The 14,704-nt window shown below is 63.6% G+C and carries 11 protein-coding genes and 3 pseudogenes; 8 read left to right on the top strand and 6 right to left on the bottom strand.

The features are described from left to right. Nucleotides 1–1,119 (bottom strand): efflux RND transporter periplasmic adaptor subunit, encoded by a 1,119-nt coding sequence (locus tag MTX23_RS11600; protein WP_280976766.1) that lies wholly within the window; start codon nt 1,117–1,119, stop codon nt 1–3. A 556-nt stretch (nt 1,120–1,675) separates the two neighbouring features. Between MTX23_RS11600 and MTX23_RS11595 the strand changes: the two genes are divergently transcribed. Both MTX23_RS11595 and MTX23_RS11590 read left to right on the top strand, forming a co-directional pair. Next, nucleotides 1,676–2,743 carry an SDR family oxidoreductase gene (locus tag MTX23_RS11595; RefSeq protein WP_280976765.1) on the top strand — a complete coding sequence of 356 codons (1,068 nt, stop codon included), beginning with the start codon at nt 1,676–1,678 and terminating at the stop codon, nt 2,741–2,743. Nucleotides 2,744–2,891: 148 nt separating this feature from the next. Beyond that, a complete protein-coding gene (locus MTX23_RS11590) occupies nt 2,892–4,088 on the top strand; it encodes a hypothetical protein (protein WP_280976764.1) in 1,197 nt (398 codons plus the stop codon). 245 nt (nt 4,089–4,333) lie between these two features. Here the strand turns inward: MTX23_RS11590 and MTX23_RS11585 are convergent, their stop codons facing one another. Further along, entirely contained in the window at nt 4,334–4,987 is a 654-nt protein-coding gene (locus MTX23_RS11585; RefSeq protein WP_280976763.1) for a glycerophosphodiester phosphodiesterase, read from the bottom strand. Between the two features lie 489 nt (nt 4,988–5,476). On the opposite strand from MTX23_RS11585, the gene MTX23_RS11580 reads away from it, so the two are divergent. From MTX23_RS11580 to MTX23_RS11560, 5 genes and pseudogenes are all read left to right on the top strand, one after another. Beyond that, on the top strand, nt 5,477–5,683 hold the full coding sequence (locus MTX23_RS11580; protein WP_280976762.1) for a ferredoxin: 207 nt from the start codon (nt 5,477–5,479) through the stop codon (nt 5,681–5,683). Nucleotides 5,684–5,751: 68 nt separating this feature from the next. Then, nucleotides 5,752–6,978, top strand: a complete 1,227-nt coding sequence (locus MTX23_RS11575) for a cytochrome P450 (RefSeq protein ID WP_280976761.1) — start codon at nt 5,752–5,754, stop codon at nt 6,976–6,978. Nucleotides 6,979–7,063: 85 nt separating this feature from the next. Beyond that, nucleotides 7,064–8,386, top strand: a pseudogene (locus tag MTX23_RS11570) (MFS transporter). A gap of 13 nt (nt 8,387–8,399) precedes the next feature. Continuing rightward, nucleotides 8,400–9,065, top strand: coding sequence for a sulfite oxidase-like oxidoreductase (locus MTX23_RS11565; RefSeq protein WP_280976760.1), 666 nt, complete (start codon nt 8,400–8,402; stop codon nt 9,063–9,065). Between the two features lie 172 nt (nt 9,066–9,237). Further along, nucleotides 9,238–10,461, top strand: a complete 1,224-nt coding sequence (locus MTX23_RS11560; RefSeq protein ID WP_280978047.1) for a bifunctional alpha/beta hydrolase/OsmC family protein — start codon at nt 9,238–9,240, stop codon at nt 10,459–10,461. 185 nt (nt 10,462–10,646) lie between these two features. On the opposite strand, the pseudogene MTX23_RS11555 reads toward MTX23_RS11560, so the two are convergent. After that, nucleotides 10,647–10,969 (bottom strand): annotated as a pseudogene (locus MTX23_RS11555) (PLP-dependent aminotransferase family protein); the annotation flags it as partial. 14 nt (nt 10,970–10,983) lie between these two features. Between MTX23_RS11555 and MTX23_RS11550 the strand changes: the two are divergent. Then, nucleotides 10,984–11,232: pseudogene (locus MTX23_RS11550) on the top strand (EamA family transporter); the annotation flags it as partial. Between the two features lie 2 nt (nt 11,233–11,234). On the opposite strand, the gene MTX23_RS11545 reads toward MTX23_RS11550, so the two are convergent. Genes MTX23_RS11545 through paaK form a run of 3 tightly spaced genes read right to left on the bottom strand, consistent with a single transcriptional unit; the run spans nt 11,235 to nt 14,691 of the window. Then, nucleotides 11,235–12,290 carry a YeeE/YedE family protein gene (locus MTX23_RS11545; protein WP_280976759.1) on the bottom strand — a complete coding sequence of 352 codons (1,056 nt, stop codon included), beginning with the start codon at nt 12,288–12,290 and terminating at the stop codon, nt 11,235–11,237. A 22-nt stretch (nt 12,291–12,312) separates the two neighbouring features. Continuing rightward, on the bottom strand, nt 12,313–13,326 hold the full coding sequence (locus tag MTX23_RS11540) for a zinc-binding alcohol dehydrogenase family protein (protein ID WP_280976758.1): 1,014 nt from the start codon (nt 13,324–13,326) through the stop codon (nt 12,313–12,315). Between the two features lie 33 nt (nt 13,327–13,359). Then, nucleotides 13,360–14,691, bottom strand: a complete 1,332-nt coding sequence (paaK, locus tag MTX23_RS11535; protein WP_280976757.1) for a phenylacetate--CoA ligase PaaK — start codon at nt 14,689–14,691, stop codon at nt 13,360–13,362. Between the last annotated feature and the right edge of the window lie 13 nt (nt 14,692–14,704).

The raw sequence follows: 14,704 nt of genomic DNA, 5'->3' as shown, positions 1-14,704 counted from the left end.
TCATTGTTCGGAGACCTGAGGGTTCGCGCTGAAAGGCGTGGCGACTTCGTTATTGATCCGGACCGGCGATCCGTTGTGCAGCTTGTTCTGCCCGGCCGTGACCACGACATCGCCGGGCTTGATTCCATCCAGCACCGCGACCTGGTCGCCGCGGGTCTGGCCGGTTTTCACGAAGACCTGGTGCGCAATCTTTTGCCCCTGCCCGCTCTCGTCCCCGCCGGCATCTTTGATCAGATAGGCAATATCTCCATACGCGTTGTAATAGATCGCCGTCTTCGGCAGTGTCACGTAATCCTTCTGCGTCCCCACATCGATATCGACGGTCGCAAACATTCCCGGCAGCAGCTTCTCGTCGGGATTCCTGAGTGTCGCCCGGACCTGGACATTCCGCGTCGCCGCATTGACGAGGGAGTTGATCGCCATGATCGTGCCGGTGAATGTCTCATCAGGATAGGTGTCGACCTTCGCAATGACGGGTTGGCCGACCCCGATCTTTGCCAGGTCCTGCTGCGGCACGTAGAAATCCACGAAGATCGGATCGAGCTTCTGCAGCGTTACGATCGGCGTCCCCGGCGCGATATACTGGCCGAGATCGACCTGACGGATGCCCATTCGGCCGGAGAAAGGTGCCCGGATCGACTTGTAGCCGACAAGCGCCTGTTGTTGCGCAACCTGCGCCTGGTTGTTCTTGAGCGTTGCCAGGTCCGTATCAGCAGTCTGCTGGCTCACGGACTGGCTCTTGAGCAACCTGACGTCGCGATCGTAGTTGAGCTGCGCCAACGCCGTCGTCGCCTCGAGAGCGTGCAAGTGCGCGACGTCATCGGCGTCTTCCAGCTCGACGAGCAATGTTCCCTGCTCGACTTCTTCGCCGGACTGGAAGTGGATGGCTTTGACGATACCGGCGACCTGCGGACTGAGGTCGGCCCCCTTTTCCGCCCGGGTGCTGCCCACGGCCTCCAGGCGGTCCTGCCACCGCTGCGTGCCGGCCGTGATCGTGGAAACCGTCTGCGGCGGGTTGCGCAGTCCGGCGATCGACTTCTGGATCATCCTGGCCCGAAAAGCTTCAAACCCGAACACCGACCCCAAAGCCAGTCCGACAGCGACCAGCATGATGGCCATGCGTCGAAGCATCCGGGAGTTCTGGCTTTTGGAAGAAACGGCGCTTTTCATTGCCGTTGACCATCAGTTATGGCGCCCGCGGCGCGCTTCGTCCCGCTTGGATGGCCCCACCGACTTCCGGGATGCAGTTCCCGGACTGATCTCGAAACGACTATTGAATGCGACGGTTCCCGACACCTGCTTCCCGGCGGGAACAAATCGTCGCGATCCGCGGCCAGAGTTCGTAGCCGGGAGGCTATCGATGACCGTGGGCTGGTTGGGCATCAGGAACGCCCCGGGGCGCCCCTCCCGCCCGTGCATCGACCGAATGGTGAGCGGCAGGGAGAGCGCACGGCAGCCGGTATCTTGCGTGAGCCGCTCGCGCCGTTCTCAGTTCCGCTCAGGGTCCGGATTCGGACATCAGCCGCTCACTCGATCAACTCGTCGGCGATCGCGAGGAGGTTGTCCGGGCCGAGCGCCCCGGCGTACGCCAGGCAGCGTCCCAATTCAGGCGACAAGAGCCTTGGACACGACTACCATCGTAATCGAACGGAAACGGGCACAGAAACGGGCACACATGGCTGAGCACAAGGAGGCCGTAGTCGTCGGAGCGCTCGGAGTGATCGGACGCTACATAGTCGAGCGGCTGCTCAGGCAGGATGACTGGTCCGTCATCGGTCTGTCGCGCCGTGCGGCCGGCGCCGTGCCCCGCTACCGCCACATCAGTGTCGATCTATTGGACCGTGAGGACGCGGCGGCGAAGCTCGCCGGCCTGACGGAAGCCACGCACGTCTTCTACGCGGCGTTTCAGCCTGCGGCGGGCGCCGCCGCGGGCTATGCATCGAACATCGCTCCAAACCGCGACATGCTGGTTAACGCCGTGACCGCGATCGACAGCGCGTCGTCTGCGCTGCGCCGCGTGGTGCTGGTCACCGGCACAAAATATTATGGCTCACACCTCGGGCCATTCAAAACACCGGCACGAGAGAGCGACCCGCGCCACATGGGTCCCAACTATTATTTCGAGCAGATCGACTGGCTCGCCGCCTTCCAGCGCGGCAAGCGCTGGGACTGGGTGGAGCTGCGACCACAGACCTTGTGCGGCTTTGCGCCGGGCACGCCGATGAGTCTGGCGCCGGCGGTCGCGGTCTACGCCGCGATCAGCAAGGAGCTTGGGTTGCCGCTGCGTTTCCCGGGAAAGCCTGGCGCCTATACATCGATCTACCAGGTCACTGAATCCGCGCACTTCGCCAACGCAGTGCTCTGGGCGGCGAGCACGCCTCGGTGCGGGCTCGAAGCTTTCAACATCACCAACGGTGACTATTTCCGCTGGAAGAATCTGTGGCCGAAGCTCGCGGCCGCTTTCGATATGCCAGCCGGCGACGTGCAGACGATAAGCCTTACCGCACACATGATAGACAACGCACCACTCTGGCGCGTCATGACAGAGAAACATGGGCTGAAGCCCTACGCCTACGATGAGCTCGTGGCCTGGCCCTTTGCCGATTATGTCTTCAGTTGCGACTGGGACGTGATGTCGGACGTTACTAAATCCCGCCGCTTCGGCTTCCACGATGTGATTGATAGCGAAGAGATGTTTGTGCAGCTCATGCGCGAGTTCCGCGCGCAGCGGATCGTTCCCTGAGACGCATCGGTCATCTCTGTCGATTTGGCCAAGCTTCGGCGATTTCCGATCTACCTCCAACATCTGACACGCGGATTTCGTCGATATGTATCATTTCCAGCGTAGCGTAAAATGCTTTACGATTGCGTTCGCGTTTTGAGGCGGGCAGATGACAGCTGAACAGCACCGTATTCGCCTTGCCTGCACCGTTGTAGCGGCGACCTTGACGATTGGGTCTACGGTCTGGAGCGCCGCGGCCGCACCTCCCGCTGCATCAACGAGCAGCACGTCAACGGAGAGCCCAGTGCTTGCCACACACGAACCGCGCACCGGGCGGTTCCTCTACGCTGTCAATCAGGCGGCGGCCATACGGGGTTCCATATCGGTCTACGACATGGATACCGAGCATCGTCTAGTTAAGACCATCGAGACCGTTCGTGAGGTGGACGACGTGAAGGGGGTCGCCGCTAGCGCGGCGACCGGCCGGCTCTACGTGGCCTACCGCACCCGCTCAGGAATCGGGATGATCTATTGCCTTAATCTCTACGATGACGTGGTGCTCTGGAATCGCGCCATCGATCCCGATGTCGATCGGCTGGCGGTTCATCCGGGCGGGCAGCTCTTGTACGTTCCGACCTGGGAAGGCCGCTCGGCCGACTTTCTCAACGTTGTCGATGCCAGCACGGGCGATGTCATCCGCAAGGTGCATTTCTCCAGTCGATTGCACGATACCCTGTTCCCGCTGTCTGGGCCGCTCTTTCAGGAGACCAAGGCCGATGACGGAAGCGGGAAATACCTCTATTTGATCGATCCGCAGAGCTACACAGTCTCCCGCGTCGGCCCTTACGCTGGCATTCTCGGGCCCTACGCGGTCGATGGCATGAGCCGCTACGTGGTGAACAACGTGACCGGCCTGTGGGGGATGCAGGTTGCGGACCTCAAGAGCGGCCGCATCGTCACCGCCAGACTTGCGGAGCATCCAGCCGGCGAAGCTGGGCTGCTGCACGGGATTGGATGGACACCCGATGAGCGCGAGGTGTGGCAGAGTAGCAGTGCGGACGATCCGCACATCTGTGTGTGGAGCATGCGCGATCCGATGGCCCCGGTATTGAGCGAGCGGGTCAGGATGAAAAGTCGCCACGGGGCGCATTGGGTGACCTTCGACATCGAAGGCGACTACGCCTATGTCGCGCCCAACAAGAATAGCGATGACGCCACCGAAATATTCGACGCTCACACCCACAAGTCCGTGGGCCTGATCGGCTCGTCGGAGGACATGATCGAGATCGATTTTGGCCACGGCAAGGTCAGCCGCGTCGGCGATCAATTTGGCATCGGACGGGTCGTCCGTGCCTCGACGAACTGATCGATACGGGATATCGCCCAGCGATCATCCCGGTAGCACCCAGCCAAAATGTCGTCATAGCCGGAAACAAAGCTCTTCCGCGTCACGTCCGGTCTACCCTGTGCCGGCATGTGGACGAAACGCTAGATCCCGCCGCTGTGGGCCAAAAGGCGACGTCACCGAAACAGCCGGTTCCCCACGCCAGATGGGGCCGACTGTCAGTTGGCTTTCGAATACTTCACGGGCGACGAACGGGTTTGCGCGGCCTAATCAGGTCTGGCGCTGCGGCCAATAGTGCGGTCGACGTCGGCAACCGCCCCGTAGAGGTGCTGCCGCGCGAGCCAATGAAGGTCGTCCATGCGTTGCACGACTCCTACCACAACTGGCACCTGGTGGCGTCGCGCGAGCTGCTCAAGCGAGAAAACGGACCACCAGGCGCGAAAAGCGACTCGCGTCCAAGCGCGCGCGTCCCAGCCGAGCAGGAGGACATCCGGCGCAAACCTGCGCACCGCACGATTCAGGTTCCACGGGTACGTGACGATGATGCCCAGGCGCACCGGTCGCGCACCCTCCCACGGAAAGGATCTTGCGACGGCGGCAAAGGCAAATACGACCGAGCGACGGGCCACGTTGCTGGCAACCAGCCTCTCGATGACTTTAGAGACAAGTCCCGTCTCCTTCACCTCCACAAACAGTTCAAGGTCAGTCGGCGAAAGAAGCGACAGTGCCGCATCGAGGGTAAGCGCATTCTCGACATGACGCGGCGGCTCGTGTGACACCACCAATGTGTCGGATTCCGCTGCAAGGCAGACGTCGAATTCGACACCAGATATTCTGCCGTCACGGGCGGCACGTGCGAACGCGGCGAGCGAGTTTTCACCCCGACCCGCAGACCATCCACGATGCGCAATAAGCTTCATGACGAAGTCCGTAAAGCCAAGCTGCGCACGCCATGCAATCTCCCCGTAGAGAGAGTATGACTAACCCGGCGTTCGGCGATCACACAGGAGTCCGTTTTGAGTAGGTCGCTTTTACGGATTCGAATGACCTTGAGGACGCGTATCGAAAGCGGCGTTGATACCGGCATCGACGAGACACCAACTGGACACCGCCTGACCATATCCGACCAAGTTATTGAAATTATGGAGAGGCCGAGGCCGAACCGGCACTCTTCAAAAACCCGGCCGGCACGCTTGGAAATTTTCGCAGTCTATGGTGACGTTTTCTCAGCCTTTGCCGGATTGTCCACCGGCTGAATTTTCGCTTGACGCGGAAACGCGACGATAATGTAATACGCTATAACTTGGCGGACTAAGAAGCTGATCGCCCAAGCAAGATAAAACTTGCAAAATGAAAATGAGGAACCCAGCGCGCACCATGGCGCGCGAGAGCTGAGGGAGAGCACAGGCATGTCCAGGCTGAAGATCCGCGTCGACCAGGACAAGTGCCAGGGTCACGCCCGCTGCAAATCACTCGCCCCTGAACTGTTCGAGCTCGACGAATACGGCAACGCCCATGAAGTCGGCGACGGATCCGTCCCGGCCGGGCTCGAGGACAAGGCGTGGCTCGCGCAGACCAACTGTCCGGAAATCGCGATCGAGGTCACCGAGGAGTAGCCGCGGCCGAGGGGCACGCAGCATTCCATAAAGCCGACCAGCGTTTGAACGAACAAGGAAACGAGCCGATGTCCGATTCCCCGTCCGCAAGCTATCTGCCCGAGCATCCCCCAGTCACCGACTGGGTCAACGATTTCGACCATACTGATCCGACCTGGACCGAGAACCCGTTCCCGATCTGGGAGGAACTGCGCGCGGCTTCGCCCGTCGTGCACACCGAGCGTTTCCTCGGCTGCTACATGCCGACCACCTATCAGGCGGTGAAGGAGATCGCCTACGACACCGAGCACTTTTCCTCCCGCCGCGTGATCGTGCGCGACGTCCGCCCCGACCTCACGGCCAAAGCGCCGCCGATCACCTCCGACCCGCCGGAGCACAAGCCGGCCAAGCAGTTGCTGCTGCCGCCGTTCACCCCCGATGCGATGAAGAAGCTGGAGCCGCGGGTGCGCGCGATCTGCAACGAGCTGATCGACGAGTTCATCAATGACGGCCAGTGCGACGCCGCGGCGCGCTACACCAAGCACATCCCGGTGCGCGCGATCGCCCGCATGCTCGGCATTCCCGAAAAGGATGGCGACCTCTTCATCAAGTGGATTCACCAGATCCTCGAGCTCGGCATCAAGGACGACAACGAGTTGATGACCGCCGTGCGCGAGATGACCAGCTACTTCATGACCCATCTCGAGCAGCGCAAGCAGCAGCCGGGCGACGACCTGATCTCGGCGCTGATGCAGGCGAAGGGACCGGACGGTCAACCGCTTTCCGACGATCATGTGCTCGGCTCGCTGCGGCTGCTCCTGATCGCCGGCATCGACACCACCTGGAGCGCGATCGGCTCCTCACTCTGGCACCTGGCCCGGACGCCGTCCGATCGCGAACGCCTGATTGCGGAACCCGGATTGATCCCGACCGCGATCGAGGAATTCCTGCGCGCCTATTCGCCAGTGACGATGGCGCGCGAAGTGATGAAGGAGACCACGATCAGCGGTTGCCCGGTGAAAGCGGGCAACATGGTGCTGCTGTCGTTCCCGGCCGCCAACCGCGACCCCGCCATGTTCCCCGACGCCGATAAGGTGGTGATCGATCGCAAGGAGAACCGCCATGCGGCCTTCGGCCTCGGCATCCACCGCTGCGTCGGGTCCAACCTGGCGCGGATGGAGATGACGGTGGCGATCGAGGAGTGGCTGAAGCGGATTCCGGATTTCCGCCTCGACCCGGCCGGCAGGGTCACCTGGTCGGAGGGCACGGTCCGCGGTCCGCGTCAACTGCCAGTGCTGTTCGGCAGGAACGCCTGAGGTCATCCGCGACCGGTTACATCGTGCCCGCCAAATGAGGTAGCTTGGCCCCGGAATCGAGCCAAAGAGTCCGGGAGGCCACGCTATGTCCGATCAAACCGCTCAGCCCGCGAGCGATCATCTCGACATCCACGACGTGGAGCGGCGGGTGAAGGCGATCTTCATCGGCTCGGTCGGCAATCTCGTCGAGTGGTAAGACTTTTACGCCTATACGGCGTTCGCACTCTATTTCGCGCCCGCGTTCTTTCCGCACAGCGACCCCGTGGTCCAGCAGCTCAACGCGGCGGTGTTGTTCGCGGCCACCTTTCTGATGCGCCCGCTCGGCGGCTGGCTGTTCGGCTTCATCGCTGACCGCTACGGCCGCCGCCTGTCGCTGACCGTTTCGGTGGTCTGCATGTGCTTCGGCTCGCTAATCATCGCGGTGACCCCGACCTACGAGACCATCGGCTTTGCCGCGCCGGCGATCCTGGCGCTGGCGCGCATCATCGAGGGCTTGAGCTTGGGTGGCGAGTATGGTGCGAGCGCCACCTATCTCAGCGAGGTGGCCGACGCCAAGCATCGCGGCTTCTATTCGAGCTTCCAGTACGTCACGCTGATCGGCGGCCAGCTCACTGCGATCATCGTCCTGTTGTTGCTGCAGAAGGTGTTCCTGACGCCGGAGGAACTGAAGGCGTGGGGCTGGCGGATTCCCTTCGTGATCGGGGCGATGCTCGCAATCTTCGCCGCGGTGATGCGCCGCAGCCTGCACGAGACCGAGGCCTTCATCGAAGCCAAGAAAGTCTCGAAGCCGACCGGCTCGATCGTGGCGCTGTTGAACCATCCCCGCGAGCTGCTGCTGGTGGTCGGGCTCACTGCGGGCGGCACCGCGGCGTTCTACACCTTCACCACCTATATGCAGACATTCGTGAAGCTCTCGGTCGGCCTGACCGAAGACCAGACCACCTTCGTGATCTTCGGCTCGCTGATCTTCGCCACCATCCTGCAGCCGACCTATGGCGCGATCTCCGATCGCATCGGCCGCAAGCCGCTGCTGATCTTCTTCGGCGTCACCGGCACGCTGGCGACGGTGCCGATCCTGAGCACATTGAAGGAGAGCAAGTCACCGCTGATCGCCTTCCTCCTGATCTGCGGCGCCTGGATCTTCGTCGCCGGCTATACCTCGATCAACGCGATCGTGAAGGCCGAGCTGTTCCCGACCAATGTGCGTGCGCTTGGCGTCGGCCTGCCCTACGCGATCACCGTGTCGGTGTTCGGCGGCACCGCACCGGCGGTCGCACTTTATTTCAAGAGCATCGGGCATGAGGATTGGTTCTATTACTATCTCAGCGGCATGATCTTCCTGTCGCTCCTGATCTATGCGACCATGCGCGACACCAAGCACGACTCCGCAATGCATCGCCACGAGTGATGACAGCAAGCCGATGACCGACGACCGTGAGCCGCCTGCCGAAAGCAAGCTGACGCGCAGCAAGCAGCGCTGGGCGCGCGAGGGCAAATTCCTCACCGGCAAGGTTACCCGGCCCGACGAGCAGCGCCTGCCGCCGGGCCAGCACCTGACGCGGGATTGGCCGGTGCTCGACCTCGGCCTGACGCCCAATATCCTGCACGCGCGCTGGCGGCTCGATGTCTATGGCGCGGTCGAGCACACGATCTACTGGACGTGGCAACAGTTCCTGGTGCAGCCGCAGACGCAGTTCGTCTCCGACATCCATTGCGTCACCACATGGTCGCGCTACGACAACCAGTGGGAGGGACTTGCCACGCGCGACCTGCTCGCCGCCTGCCGGCCTCGCGAGGATGCGCGCTTCGTCGTGCTGCATTCCTATGACGGCTATACGACGAACCTCTTGCTCGAGGACTTCGCCGCGGAGGACGCGTTATTGGCCCATCGCTGGTCCGGCCAGCCGCTCGAGCAGGAGCATGGCGGTCCGGTACGGCTCGTGGTGCCGCATCTGTATTTCTGGAAGAGCGCCAAATGGCTGCAGCGCATCGAATTCCTGACCGAGGACGCGCCGGGCTATTGGGAAGTGCGCGGCTATCACAACCGCGGTGATCCCTGGGCTGAACAGCGCTATTCTGGCGACTGAGCTTCACGGGTAGTGAGGTTGGACCGGTGGCTTCATCCTTCGAGACGCGGCGATGCGGCCGCTCCTCAGGATGAGGTCATCCATCGAGCAAGGTTTCAGACCCTTGTGATGAGGAGCGCGGCAACGCCGCGTATCTCGAACCACGAGGCCATGGATGGCAGGGAGAACCATCGTGCCGCACGAACGCTTTCAATTCACCGGCGTGGGCGGCCATCAGCTCGCCGCAGCCCTTGATACGCCCGATGGCCCGATCAAGGCCTACGCGCTGTTCGCGCATTGCTTCACCTGCGGCAAGGACGTACTCGCCGCGAAACGCATCGCGGTCGCGCTTGCCGCCAAGGGCATCGCGACGCTGCGGTTCGACTTCACCGGGCTCGGCTCCAGCGAAGGCGATTTCGCCAACTCGACCTTCTCGTCGAATGTCGCCGATCTCGTCCGCGCTGCCGACCACCTGCGCGAGACACGCGCGGCGCCGGCGATTCTGATCGGCCACAGCCTCGGCGGAGCGGCGATCCTGGCCGCGGCCGGGCAGATTCCGGAAGCGAAAGCGGTCGTCACCATCGCTGCGCCGTCCGATCCCGCCCATGTCACGCATCTCTTCATGGACAAGCTCGACGACATTCGCACACAGGGCGAGGTCGAGGTGTCGCTGGCCGGCCGCCCGTTCCGCATCAAGCGGGAATTCCTCGACGACGTCGCCGAGCAGAACCTGATGGCGCAGGTGCCTCAGCTACACAAGGCGATCCTGATCATGCACTCGCCGACCGACGACACCGTCGGCATCGAGAACGCCACCCACATCTTCGTCGCGGCGAGGCACCCGAAGAGTTTCGTCTCGCTTGCTGGCTCCGATCATCTCCTGAGCGGCAAGCAGGACGCAGCCTATGTCGCCGACATCATTGCCGCCTGGGTCGAGCGCTATGTCGAGTTCGCAGCGCCGCAACCGGCAGCAGATACGGGCACCGCCCCGCGCAACGTCGTGGTACAGGAGACCAGGGCCGGCAAGTTTCAGCAGATTGTCACCACGGGTCCACACCGGATGCTGGCCGACGAACCGGTGGCCGTTGGCGGCCAGGATACCGGCCCGGGACCTTACGATTTTGTGCTGGCTGGGCTCGGCGCCTGCACCTCGATGACCATGCGCATGTATGCCGACCGCAAATCGCTGCCGCTCGATCGCGTCACCGTGACGCTGACGCACAGCAAGATCTACGCGAACGATTGCGCGGAGTGCGAGACGCGCGAGGGCATGCTCGACCAGATCGACCGCGTCATCCGGATCGAGGGCGCGCTCGATGATGACCAGCGCAAGCGGCTGATGGAGATCGCCGACAAGTGCCCGGTGCACAAGACGCTGACGTCGGAGGTACGGATCGTCACCAAGGAGGCGGAATAATCAATCTAGCCTACTGCACCACAGGCTCCTCACAGGAGGTGATACGCACCCCTGCACCCACGTCATTGCGAGCGAAGCGACGCAATCCATAGCGCCGCAAGCGGAGAAATGGATTGCTTCGTCGCTATCGCTCCTCGCAATGACAGCGTTGCAAAGTGTCACAGGATGAGGGGGAACGGGCGGAGTTAGACGCGCGCCGCGCGCTTGCCGGTCAGGCAGTTCGCCATGATCCGCACCGCGGCGCCGATCTCGTCTCGCGCCAGGCGGCGAAGCCGAGCAGCAGGCCAAAGTCGCGCGGCCGCTCCAGCGCAAGGCTCGACAGCGCGCGCACCTCGACGCCAGCTGCGACCAGCCGCGTCACGGCTTCGCCATCCGTCGCGCCGTCCTTGAAGCGGGCGATTAGCTGCATGCCGCCCGGCGGGACCTCCGCCGCAAGGACGTCCCCAAGCTGCCGCGCGAGCGCCGCGGCAAGATGATCGCGCCGTGACCGGTAGATGCGCCGCATGCGCCCGGTCGCCGCATCTTGTGCTGCTGTTCCTCTATTCCGGTTTCATCGGCACCGCGCTGGCCTACTGGGCGATGTCGATGGTCAACAAGAGCCTGCCAGCGCTGACGACATCGCTGGGCACGACCGCGACGCCGATCATCGGCATCGTCAGCGCAGCGCTCCTGCTCGGCGAACCCGTCGATCTCTCGCTTGCGCTTGCCGCGGCCCTGATCGTCGGCGGGATCGCCCTGAGCACGCTTGCGGACGCGCCGTCGCGCGCATGAGGTCAGGCTGTTGCCAGCGGCCTCACCCGCAGCGCCCCGCGCAGGCCCGCACCGGTGCCGAGCAGGATGCCGGCAATCGCGACGAGGGACGACAGCGATAGCGTCGACAGGCCCGTCAGTCCCTGCCCGACCGAGCAGCCGAATGCCATCACACCGCCTGTCCCCATCAGCGCCGCGCCGCACGCCGAACGCAGCATGTGCATCGGCGACTGATAGGCCTCGAGGTGGAATCGCCCGGTGACGAGGGCCGTGAGCAAGCTGCCGGCGAATACGCCGAACACGGTGACGATGCCGAAATTGAGCGTCGAGCCGGTCGACAGCATCACATATTGCAGGGCGTCCGCGATCGGCGCGATGAAGGTGAGCGAGGTCACCGGCGTCGGGTTGAAGTCGTCGGCGCCGAGATGGCCGGTGGCGTACCAGCCTGCGGCAACGAGCCCACCGACGATCAGGCCGGCAACGATCTGGCCGAAGGATCTCCTGAACGGCGCGTGTGCGAATGCGAAGATGATTAGCGCGGCGGCAAGCACCGAGGCCGCAATCATCCGCGCTTGCGGAGCCGCGAGGCCGAGGCTTGTGAGCAACGCCGGCACCGAATTGCTCGCGACCGTTATCTGTGATGCCTGCACCATCGCGATGCGCGCCGGCGCGATCAGGCCCTTCAGCGTGATCTCGGCGAAGATACCGAGCACGATCACGACCACGAAGGAACGGAGATTGCCGCGGCCGAGCAGCACCAGCGCGCGCGAACCGCAGCCGTTCGACAGCACCATGCCGTAGCCGAACAGCAGACCGCCAACGAACATCACCGGCGCGGAAAAGGAGGGCTGCAGGTAGATCGATTTGCCGAGATCGACGAGGCCCGCGGTCACAAGCAGCTGCGAGGCCGCAATTGCGACGCCCATCGCCAGCGCGTAGGTGCGGACCAGCCGCCCGTCGCCTTGCGCCCACCAGCCGCGCAGGCTGCTCATCATGCAGAAGCCGCTGACGAGTCCGACCGAGCCGTAGATCAAGCCGATGATCAGGGCAGAGAGAATGACGATGGTGGTGGGGTCCATGCGCGTTCTTCCTATCCCGTCGTCACGGCCGCAGGATCACGCGGTCGCGCGACGAGCCGGCGACCGCGACGAACGCCGCTCTCGCCTGCTCCAGCGGATAGACCGCGCTCGGCTCGATCGGGAACGGCTTCAGATGTCCGCTGGCGAAACCCGGCGCGAGTTGGCGCAGCACCGCCCCGGTCGCAACCGACGACAGTGCAAGCGTATCGATGCCGACATAGGTGTGCTGGCCGCGATAGAATTCGAGGATGTTGAACTGAACGATGCGGTCGACCGCCGCGATCAGGATCTGGCGGCCGCGCAGCGCCAGCGATTTGTGCGCCGCCTGGAAATAGGGATCGCCGACCGTGTTGTACACGATGTCGGCGCCCTTGCCGCCGGTCAGCTCACGTACCCGCGCCGCGACATCAGTTGTGGAGGCATCGATCACCTCGACGGGCCAATTGGTGTGGCCCGCATAGGGCTCGTTCTTGCGCACGACGCCGATCACGCGCGCGCCGTGCCAGCTCGCGATCTGCACCGCCGCCTGGCCGACCTTGCCGTTGACGCCCATGACGAGCACGGTTTCGCCCTTCTGCGGCAGCCCGGCGCGGCGCAAGCCTTCCATTGCGGTGACAAAAGGCACCCCGATCCCGGCCGCCTCCTCCCAGGAGATGCCGGCTGGCTTCTCCACGACTGCATCGGCTTCGACCGCCAGATGCGTAGCATGGGTGCCGTCGCGGCGGATTCCGAGGTCGCCGGACGAGCCGAACACCTCGCGCCCGATCCAGCCGGAGGGTCCGTCGATCACGACGCCGGCGTAGTCGCGCCCCGAGGTGCGCGGGAACACGGCATAGGGCATCAGCCCGGTGGCCGCCTTGACGTCGGACGGATTGACCGCGGCCGCCTTCACCTCGATCAGGACGTCGGCGGCACCGCGCGACAGCGCGTGCGTCTCGACCACCGGCGCAACCGCTGCCGCGTTCTCCGCCTTGGCCAAAAGCCGGACGCAGCGCGCGTCGATCGAGAGGGCGTCAGGCTGAGGGGAAACCGGCATTGAGGGCAGTCCTGCTTAATTTCAGAGCAGGAGTTACCCCTTCGGCCGCCTGTCGTAAACACGTTTTGCCTTGCCGAGCGACCGTTCCAGGGTCTCGGGGGCGACGGCGCGGACGTGGGCGGTGATGCCGATCGTGTTCTTGATGAAAGCCGCGACCTTGTCGGCATGGACGACGAGGCCGGCGCCGTCCCAGCTGTCCGGGCGAGCCTCGGCGAGCACCGTCATCTCGTCCATCCGGCCCTCGCGCGTCAGCTCGATGATGAAATGGCCGCCGCACCAGTCGGTCGCCAGCAGGATTTCCTCGATCTGGGTCGGGAACACGTTGACGCCACGCAGGATGATCATGTCGTCGGAGCGACCGGTCACCTTCTCCATGCGGCGCATGCCGGGTCGGGCCGTGCCGGGCAGCAAGCGCGTCAGGTCCCGCGTGCGGTAGCGGATGATCGGAAAGCCTTCCTTGGTCAGCGAGGTGAACACCAACTCGCCCTTCTCGCCGTCGGGGAGTACCTTGCCGGTCGCGGGGTCGATCACTTCAGGGTAGAAGTGATCTTCCCAGATGTGCAGACCGTCCTTGGTCTCCACGCATTCCTGCGCAACGCCGGGTCCGATCACCTCGGACAGCCCGTAGATATCGGTGGCGTCCATGTTGAAGGCTTGCTCGATCTCCGCACGCATCGCATTGGTCCAGGGCTCGGCGCCGAAGATACCGAACTTCAGCGACGATTTGCGCGGGTCGAGTCCCTGCCTCTTGAACTCGTCGAGGATCGCCAGCATGTAGCTCGGCGTCACCGTGATGATGTCGGGCCTGAAATCGTTGATGAGCTGCACCTGCCGCTCGGTCATGCCGCCGGAAATCGGGATCACGGTGCAACCAAGCCGCTCAGCCCCGTAATGCGCGCCGAGGCCGCCGGTAAACAGGCCGTAGCCATAGGCGTTATGCATCAGCATACCGGTGCGGCCGCCAGCAGCGCGGATCGAGCGCGCCATCACCTCCGACCAGATGTCGATGTCGCTCCTGGTGTAGCCGACCACGATCGGCTTGCCGGTCGTGCCGGAGGAGGCATGGACCCGCACCAGTTTCTCGCGCGGCACGGCGAACATGTTGAAGGGATAGTTGTCGCGCAGATCCGTCTTCACCGTGAACGGAAATTTCGCAAGATCGGAGAGCTGCCTGAAATCGGACGGATGCACGCCGGCCGCATCGAGCGTCTTCTTGTAGTGCGCGACATTGTCATAGGCGTGCTTGAGCGACCAGGCGAGCCGCTTGGTCTGCAGCGCCATGATCTCGTCCCGCGAGGCGCGCTCGGCCTCGTCGAGCTCCGGGCGATAACCGCTCTCCTTGACCTTCAGCTTTGCCGTTGCCATCGCATTTCCCCTG

Origin of the sequence: Bradyrhizobium sp. ISRA436 (assembly GCF_029910015.1) — a bacterium.
GTDB lineage: Bacteria > Pseudomonadota > Alphaproteobacteria > Rhizobiales > Xanthobacteraceae > Bradyrhizobium.
This window is presented reverse-complemented; position numbering and strand designations above follow the sequence as displayed.

Excerpts from the sequence above, each read along its gene's own strand:
- MTX23_RS11600 (WP_280976766.1), bottom strand. The coding sequence starts at position 1,119 with ATGGCCATCATGCTGGTCGCTGTCGGACTGGCTTTGGGGTCGGTGTTC.
- MTX23_RS11595 (WP_280976765.1), top strand. The coding sequence starts at position 1,676 with ATGGCTGAGCACAAGGAGGCCGTAGTCGTCGGAGCGCTCGGAGTGATC.
- MTX23_RS11590 (WP_280976764.1), top strand. The coding sequence starts at position 2,892 with ATGACAGCTGAACAGCACCGTATTCGCCTTGCCTGCACCGTTGTAGCG.
- MTX23_RS11585 (WP_280976763.1), bottom strand. The coding sequence starts at position 4,987 with ATGAAGCTTATTGCGCATCGTGGATGGTCTGCGGGTCGGGGTGAAAAC.
- MTX23_RS11580 (WP_280976762.1), top strand. The coding sequence starts at position 5,477 with ATGTCCAGGCTGAAGATCCGCGTCGACCAGGACAAGTGCCAGGGTCAC.
- MTX23_RS11575 (WP_280976761.1), top strand. The coding sequence starts at position 5,752 with ATGTCCGATTCCCCGTCCGCAAGCTATCTGCCCGAGCATCCCCCAGTC.
- MTX23_RS11565 (WP_280976760.1), top strand. The coding sequence starts at position 8,400 with ATGACCGACGACCGTGAGCCGCCTGCCGAAAGCAAGCTGACGCGCAGC.
- MTX23_RS11545 (WP_280976759.1), bottom strand. The coding sequence starts at position 12,290 with ATGGACCCCACCACCATCGTCATTCTCTCTGCCCTGATCATCGGCTTG.
- MTX23_RS11540 (WP_280976758.1), bottom strand. The coding sequence starts at position 13,326 with ATGCCGGTTTCCCCTCAGCCTGACGCCCTCTCGATCGACGCGCGCTGC.
- paaK (WP_280976757.1), bottom strand. The coding sequence starts at position 14,691 with ATGGCAACGGCAAAGCTGAAGGTCAAGGAGAGCGGTTATCGCCCGGAG.